Annotated in this window: 6 protein-coding genes; 2 read left to right on the forward strand and 4 right to left on the reverse strand. The window is 67.0% G+C overall.

Annotated elements, in window-relative coordinates; genetic code table 11:
- Positions 1-40: 40 nt before the first annotated feature.
- The 4 genes from EYW47_RS26040 to EYW47_RS26055 all read right to left on the reverse strand — a co-directional run bounded on the left by EYW47_RS26040 (position 41) and on the right by EYW47_RS26055 (position 4,665).
- Positions 41-814 carry a slipin family protein gene (locus EYW47_RS26040; protein ID WP_133197707.1) on the reverse strand — a complete coding sequence of 258 codons (774 nt, stop codon included), beginning with the start codon at positions 812-814 and terminating at the stop codon, positions 41-43.
- Entirely contained in the window at positions 811-2,532 is a 1,722-nt protein-coding gene (locus EYW47_RS26045; RefSeq protein ID WP_133197708.1) for an NfeD family protein, read from the reverse strand. Before EYW47_RS26045 ends, EYW47_RS26040 begins: the two co-directional genes overlap by 4 nt.
- A 71-nt stretch (positions 2,533-2,603) precedes the next feature.
- Positions 2,604-4,013: a sensor histidine kinase gene (locus EYW47_RS26050; protein WP_133197709.1), complete on the reverse strand. Its 1,410-nt coding sequence runs from the start codon at positions 4,011-4,013 to the stop codon at positions 2,604-2,606.
- Entirely contained in the window at positions 4,000-4,665 is a 666-nt protein-coding gene (locus tag EYW47_RS26055) for a response regulator transcription factor (RefSeq protein ID WP_133197710.1), read from the reverse strand. Before EYW47_RS26055 ends, EYW47_RS26050 begins: the two co-directional genes overlap by 14 nt.
- A gap of 99 nt (positions 4,666-4,764) precedes the next feature.
- On the opposite strand from EYW47_RS26055, the gene EYW47_RS26060 reads away from it, so the two are divergent.
- Together EYW47_RS26060 and EYW47_RS26065 are read left to right on the forward strand one after the other, a co-directional pair.
- Positions 4,765-5,844: an ABC transporter substrate-binding protein gene (locus tag EYW47_RS26060; RefSeq protein ID WP_133197711.1), complete on the forward strand. Its 1,080-nt coding sequence runs from the start codon at positions 4,765-4,767 to the stop codon at positions 5,842-5,844.
- Positions 5,845-5,930: 86 nt separating this feature from the next.
- Positions 5,931-7,277 carry an MFS transporter gene (locus tag EYW47_RS26065; RefSeq protein ID WP_377784816.1) on the forward strand — a complete coding sequence of 449 codons (1,347 nt, stop codon included), beginning with the start codon at positions 5,931-5,933 and terminating at the stop codon, positions 7,275-7,277.
- Positions 7,278-7,474 lie beyond the last annotated feature (197 nt).

A 7,474-nucleotide genomic window follows, 5' to 3' on the forward strand; every position in this document is an offset into this window, starting at 1 on the left:
TGCCTGAGCGAACAGGAAGGGGGGGCCGGCCCGTGCGTCTTCAGCGCTCGTGCGGCGCGTTGAAGCGGTCCACCAGCACGGTGAGCAGATCGATCGGCAGCGGGAATACGATGGTCGAGTTCTTGTCGGCGGCGATGGTGGTGAGCGTCTGCAAATAGCGCAGCTGCATGGCCTGCGGCTGCAGCGCGAGACGCTGGGCGGCCTGCAGCAATTTTTCGGATGCCTGCAGCTCGCCTTCGGCATGGATCACTTTCGCGCGGCGCTCGCGCTCCGCCTCGGCCTGGCGCGCAATGGCGCGGATCATGTTCTCGTTGAGGTCCACGTGCTTGATCTCGACCGTGGAGACCTTGATGCCCCAGGCGTCGGTCTGCGCGTCGAGCGTCTTCTGGATATCGGCGTTCAGCTGGTCGCGCTCCGCGAGCAGCGTGTCGAGTTCATGCTTGCCGAGCACCGCGCGCAGCGTCGTCTGCGCGAGCTGGCTGGTCGCTTCGAAGAATTTGGCCACTTGAATCACGGCCTTTTCCGGATCGACCACGCGAAAGTAGACCACGGCGTTGACCTTCACGGAGACGTTGTCGCGCGTGATCACGTCCTGCGAGGGCACATCGAAGACGACCGTGCGCAGGTCGATGCGCACCACCTGCTGCACGACCGGGATGATGAACACGAGCCCCGGCCCCTTGACCTTCCAGAAGCGGCCGAGCATGAACACCACGCCGCGCTCGTACTCCCGGAAGATGCGGATGGCCGAGAAGGCGAGCAGGATGGCCGCCACCATCAAAATGCTCGTGAAGCCGAAGGTGTAGCCGATCATGGATGACCTCCCTGATGCGCTTCGTGCGCTTGTTGTTCGTTTGCGTTTTTTCTGCCCCATCTGCCGCGCTTGACCGGCAGCGGCGGGGTTTCTTCTAGCGGCGCGACGCTGAGCAGCAGGCCCTCGCGCGCCGTCACGCGCACGCGGCTGCCGGCGGCGAGCGGCACGGCGCAGGCGACACGCCAACGCTCGCCATGCACGAGCGCCCAACCGGAGGCCAAAGCCGAGGCCGAAGCCGCCTGGCTGGCGGCGCCGGGTGGCTGGGCGAGCGCCGCGGCGGCGGACGGGCGCTCGGGCTTCAGGCCGTCGTCGATGACCTGGCCGATGCTGCCGACCATGGCCTCCGAGCCGGTCACCACGGGGCGCCGCCGCGCGCGCAGCGCCACGGTCGAGACGGCCGCGACGAACGCCGCGCCGCCGAGCGCGAGCCCCGCGATCAGCGGCACCGGAATGCCGTAGCCGGGCACGTCGGTGTTGATCAGCATGAGCGCGCCAACGGCAAACGCGACGATGCCGCCAAAGCCGAGCACGCCGAAGGTGGGCAGGAACGCCTCGGCCACGAGGCACGCGAGCCCCAGCATCACGAGGCCGAGGCCCGCGTAGTTGATGGGCAGGAGCTGCATCGCGAACAGGCCGATCAGCAGGCAAATCCCGCCGGCCACGCCGGGCAGCACGAAGCCGGGATTCGCGAACTCGAAGAACAGCCCATAGATGCCGATCGTCAGCAGGATCAGGGCGACGTTCGGATCGGCCACGATGGAGAGGAAGCGGTTGCGCCAGTCGGGCGCGACGTACACGAGCGGCGCGTTCGCGGTGGCGAGGCGCACCGTGCCGGCCGCCGTGGTGACTTCGTGGCCGTCGAGCTTGCGCGCGAGATCGGCGGGGTCGAGCGCAATGAGGTCGATCACGTGCTGGTCGAGCGCCTCGCTGGCGGACAGGCTCACCGCTTCGCGGACCGCGCGCTCCGCCCACACGGCGTTGCGCCCGCGCAGCTGCGCGAGCCCGCGGATGTACGCGGCGGCGTCGTGCATGACCTTGCGGGCCTCGGTGGAGGCGTTGTCGTCGGGCTTGGCTTCCGGGGCGGCGGTTGGTGCGGCACCTGGTGGAGCACCAGGGATGGCGCCTGGTGTGGCGCCAGGGATGGCACCCGGTGCGGCGCCTGGTGCAGCGCCCGGGGTGGCCGCGGGGGTGGGCGCGCCGCCGCCACCGCCGATCCCGAGTTGCACCGGCGAGGCGGCGCCCAGGTTGGTGCCGGGGGCCATCGCCGCGATATGGCTCGCATAGGCGATGTAGGTGCCTGCGCTCGCGGCGCGTGCACCGCTCGGCGCAACGAATGTGGCTACCGGCACAGGCGAGGCGAGGATCGCCTTGATGATCTGGCGCATCGAGGTGTCGAGGCCGCCGGGGGTGTCGAGCTGGAGAATCGCGAGCTGCGCATGTTGCTGCGCCGCATGCGCGAGCGTACGGACGATGAAATCGGCGCTCGCGGGGCCGATCGCGCCATTGACGGTCATGACCACGACCGCGCGCTGCGCCCCGGACGGCGCACGCGGGGCTTGAGCCATGGCGTTGAGCGCCGCAACCGCGGCGCAAACGACCAGCAGCGCCGCGAATACCGCGGCGCGTGCGAGCCGCGCCGGCAGCGGGTGGCGTGCCTGGCGGGCATGGGGCGGAGGCGCGTCGTGCTCCGCCGCCCGGGTGGGGCGATGAGCGCGCATCGGAACGTCCGGGAGGGGCAAATGGCCCGATATTTAAGAGTAGGTGGTTTTGGGGAAAAGCGCGTCGTGCGTTATTGCGCGCCAGATTCCTTCCCCGCCCCTGGAAACGTCAGCGTGACGGCAAATCCGCCGTCCTCAGGAAAAGCGAAGCCAACGCGCCCATGGTGTGCCTTCATCACTTCCTGCACGATCGCGAGCCCCAGGCCCGAGCCGCTGCGGCGCGGTGCGCCGTCGGGCTCGAAGCGCTCGAACGGGCGCAGCGCGGCCTCCCAGTGCTCGCGCGCAATGCCGCTGCCGTTATCGGTCACCGTCAGCGTAGTCTCGCCGCGCAGGCCGGCCACGCGCACGACGATTTCATCCGCATTGCCGTGCAGCATCGCGTTGTGCAGCACGTTCGAGAGCGCCTCCTGCAGGCTGATCGGGTCACCGGCGATGGTCACGTTCGGCGCATCGCTTTCGAACGCCACCTGCACGTCGCGTTCGCCCGCCAGCGGAATCGTGCGCCCGATCGCTTCCCGCGCAAGCGCGACGAGGTCCACGGGCTGCAGCGGCACGGCCTCGGTGCGATGAATCACCATCGCGTGATTGAGCAGCTGCCCCGTGAGCCGGCCGACGTCCGAGCACGTGGTGCGCAACGCGTCGAGTCCTTGCGCGTAGCGTGCGGGATCGGTCTCGCCGCTGAGCAGCTCGATCTGCGCGTCGAGCCGCGCGATCGGCGTGCGCATCTGATGCGCGGCATCGGCAATGAAGCGCTGCATGGCCGTCATGCGCTCCGCGAGCCGGCCGATGAGGCCGTTGATGGCGCCGATGATTGCGTTGATCTCGCTGGGCGTGTCGTGCTCCACGGGCCGCAGGTCGGCGGGGTCGCGCGCGGCGATGATCGTCTCGATCTGCGCGAGCGGGCGCAGGCCGCGCCGGATCGCCAGCCCGCTTGCGCCAATGGCGAGCACGCTCATCATCAGGATCAGCGTCCATACCTTGAAGCTCATGTCGTTCGTCAGTTGCTGGCGCGCGTGCGTGGTCTGCGCAATCGTCACGACGGCCCAGCCGGGCGTGCGCTCCTCGGGCATGTAGCGGGCGATGGTGGCCGTGCGGATGCGCTGGCCCTGGTAGGTCCCGTTCGCGAATGCGGGGCCTTGCTGCGCGGCTGCCGTGCTCGCGGGGCCGGGCAGGTCGCCGTAGCCTGCCACCACGACGCCGCGCGAATCGGTCACCTTGTAGTAGACGAGGTCATAGCGCGAAAGCGAGGAGAGCGCGGCCACCGGCGGATTGAGCGCGAGCACGCCGCCCTGCACGTAGAGATTCTCGGCGAGCTGAATGGCGGCGCCCGCCAGCAACTGGTCGTAGGCGCGCTCCGCGGCGACGCCCGCGTAGTAGCGCGCGATGAGGGCGAGCGCCAGCGCGCCCGAGGCCACGACCAGCGCGATGAACAGCAGCGTGCGCCCGAGCAGCGTCTTGCGGAACCAGTCAAAGCGCAGCAATTTGATATCCCATCCCGCGCGCCGTGCGGATCTCGACCGAGCTGCCGTGCAGCTTTTTGCGCACGCGCGTGATGTACTGCTCGACGGCGTTCGTGCTGGGCTCGTTGCCGAAGCTGAACAACTGGTTCAGCAGATCGTCCTTCGAGAAAATGCGCTGCGGGCGGCTCGCGAGGATTTCGAGCAGCGCGAACTCCTGGCGCGAGAGCGCGAGCGGCTGGCCGTCGAGCTCCGCGAGCCGGCTGCTGCGATCGATTGCGAGCCCGCCCACCTTGACGAGGTCGTTGGCGTGGCCGCTGTTGCGGCGCAACAGCGCCTGCACGCGCGCTTCGAGCTCGCGATAGTCGAAGGGCTTGACGAGGTAGTCGTCGGCGCCGAGTCCGAGGCCGCTCACGCGGTCGTCGATCGCCGAGCGCGCCGTCACGAGCAGCACCGGCGTCGTGGAGCCCGCCGCGCGCAGATTGCGCAGGATCGCGAAGCCGTCCATCGAAGGCAGCATCACGTCGAGCACGACCAGATCGAAACGCTCGACGCCGAGCAGGCTGTTTGCGCTAGCGCCGTCCGCTTCGAGATCCACGGCGTGGCCGAGCCTCGTCAGGCGGCTGCGCATTGCCGCGCCGATTTGCGCGTCGTCCTCGACTACCAGAATGCGCATGATGCCGTGCCTGCCTTGTCGTTAATGATTGGATTTACGGGTTTTCCCGGGGAGCCGATCTCAGCATTTTCTCAGACTCGCCCGGTAACCTTGCGAACCATGATTACCAGAACGCGAGGAGACGACAAGCCAGGGCAGCGAGCACGCGGCGCGCGCGAGCGCAAGGCGCCTTCGCTGCGGCGGCGTGCGCTCGTGGCGGCGGGGCTCGGTGCGGCGCTCGCGCCTGCGCTGGTGCTGTCGAGCCCGCGCACGGTGCGTATCTCGAAGGGCTATGGCCTGCTGTATTTGCCGCTGCTCGTCATGGAGCAGCGGCGCCTGTTCGAGCGGCATGCGGCGCGCCAGGGCTTGAGCGACGTGAGCGTGGACTGGACGCTGCTCGACGGCGGCAACTCGGTGGACGACGCCATGATGGCCGGCACGCTCGACTTCGCGGCCGTGGGCGCGCCCGGCTTCATCGAGCTGTGGGCGAGGGCGCGCGGCATTCCGAACGTCGAGGTGATTGGTGTGAGCGGGCTTTCCACGACCGCGCTCTCGCTGAACACGAACCAGCCGCGTATCGCAACGCTTGCCGACTTCACGAGCGCCGACCGTATCGCCGTGCCGGGCATCCGCACCTCGCTCGCGGCGGTGGTCCTGCAGATGATGGCGAGCAAGCTGCTCGGACCGAAGCACTTCGCGCAGCTCGATTCGATCACCGTGAGCCTGCCGCATCCGCAGGCGGTGCAGGCGCTGGTCCGGCGCGAGAACGGGATCACCGCGCATTTCGCGTCGCCGCCTTTTTCGGCGCTCGAATTGAAGCACCCGGGCATTCATCGCGTCGTCAATTCGATCGACGTGCTGGGCCCGCTGACGCTCGATGTGGTGTACGCGCCGAGGCGCCTCGTGGATACCGAGCCCGCGCTCGTGCGGGCGTTCCTCGGCGCGCTCGACGAGGCGAACCGGTTGATCGTGCAGGACCGGCAGGCCGCGGCGGCCATCTATGTTGCCGCATCGGGGCTCGACGTTTCGCACGAGGGCGTGATGCAGATGCTCGCCGCGCCCGAGACACGCTTTTCGGTGTGGCCCGAGCAGTTGATGGAGTACGTCGATTTTCTGTACATGGTGGGCACGATCAAGTCCAGACCGCGCGCCTGGAACGAGATGTTCGCGAGCGTGCTGGGCGAATTTCATCCCTCCTAGCCGGCATGGCCATTTGAATTTCCGTTTGCGCCCGCAAGTCTGGGTGCGGCAACTAGAAGACGAAACAAAACCTGAAGGAGTCCATAGTGAACCCCGCCTCAACCCTCGACCATCAGCCTGCGGAGGAACGGCAGGTCATGTCGAAGATCGCGCGGCGCCTGCTGCCGATCCTGGTCGTGATGTTCCTGATTTCGTTTATCGACCGGCAGAACGTCGGCTTTGCGAAGCTGCAGATGGTGCACAGCCTGCATATGACGGAGACGGCGTTCGGCCTTGCGTCATCGCTATTTTTCATCGGCTATTTACTGTTCGAGGTGCCCAGCACGCTCGCGCTGCATCGCTTTGGCGCACGCGTGTGGCTTGCGCGCATCATGCTCACGTGGGGCGTGATTACCGTGCTGATGGGCTTCACGACCTCGATGCAGGTATTTTGCGGCATGCGTCTCGCGCTTGGCATTGCCGAGGCCGGCTTCTATCCGGGGGTGATCTATTACCTCACGCTGTGGTTTCCGCAAAGCTACCGTGCCCGCGTGCTTGGCGTCTTCACGCTTGGCAGCGCGCTTGCCAACATGCTGGGCTCGCTTGTTGGCGGCTGGCTGCTGAGCCTGAACGGCGTGTGGGGTCTCGAGGGCTGGCAATGGGTGTTCATCGCCACGGGCCTGCCTGCCGTGCTGGTGGCCGTGATGGTGTTCAAGCTGCTGCCGGCTTCGTATCGGGAGGCGGGCTTCCTGAGCGAGCACGAGAAAGAGCTTGTCGCGGCTGCGCTCGAACGCGAGAAGCCCGAGCACGCGGAGCATGGGCAGCCCTGGAAGGCGTTGCTCGATCCGCGCGTGATGCTGTTCGCGGCGACCTACATGTTGATGTCGACCTCGCTCTACGGCGTGACTTACTGGCTACCGACACTCGTCAAGTCATTCGGCGTGTCGAGCAGCACGAATGGGATGCTGAGCATGCTGCCGTGGGCGCTCTCGGTATTGTTGCTGCTGTATTTGCCGGGCAAGCTGCGCCGCGCGAAAAGCATATTGCGCGCGATCTCGATCGTGGCTGCGCTGGGCGCGCTGGGTTTCCTGCTGAGCCTCGTGCTGCCTTCGACGCCGCTGCGCTTTATCGCGCTGGTGTTCGGCGGCGCATGCATTCCGCTGCTCTACCCGTGCTTCTGGTCGATGCCGCCGCGCTATTTCACTGGCGCGCGTGCGGCGGCGAGCGTAGCGGCGATCAACTCGATCGGCAATCTTGGCGGCTTCTTCGGCCAGAACTTGATGCCGATTGCGGGCAAGGCCACGGGAACGGCATTCGGACCGATGATCGTGCCGATCGTTTGCCTTGCGGTGCTTGGCGTGGGCGCGTTCATCGCGTGGGCCCGTTCCGGGCGCGTGTATGCCGGAGAGGCCGGCGCTTCGGCGCAGCGTCAGGGCACGGACCCTGCGCGATAGACAAGCGGGTTGGTGAGCGATTTGGAATTGGGATTTCCTGGTTTTGGTGTGGTTCTTGGTGGTGTTGGCCTTTCCTTGTTTTCATGTAGGTATATGAGTGTTGCCCCTGTGCGGGGCGGCACCTACTTTTCTTTGCAGGGGCCTGTCAGTAATTTCGTGTTTAGGGCATAACATCCCTCCAAGGAGGGTTTATGCCA

It is taken from the genome of Paraburkholderia silviterrae, assembly GCF_004353915.1.
Lineage (GTDB): Bacteria > Pseudomonadota > Gammaproteobacteria > Burkholderiales > Burkholderiaceae > Paraburkholderia > Paraburkholderia silviterrae.

Bases quoted from the DNA above. Each gene is read 5' to 3' on its own strand.
- EYW47_RS26040 (WP_133197707.1), bottom strand. From the start codon at position 814: ATGATCGGCTACACCTTCGGCTTCACGAGCATTTTGATGGTGGCGGCC.
- EYW47_RS26045 (WP_133197708.1), bottom strand. From the start codon at position 2,532: ATGCGCGCTCATCGCCCCACCCGGGCGGCGGAGCACGACGCGCCTCCG.
- EYW47_RS26055 (WP_133197710.1), bottom strand. From the start codon at position 4,665: ATGCGCATTCTGGTAGTCGAGGACGACGCGCAAATCGGCGCGGCAATG.
- EYW47_RS26060 (WP_133197711.1), top strand. From the start codon at position 4,765: ATGATTACCAGAACGCGAGGAGACGACAAGCCAGGGCAGCGAGCACGC.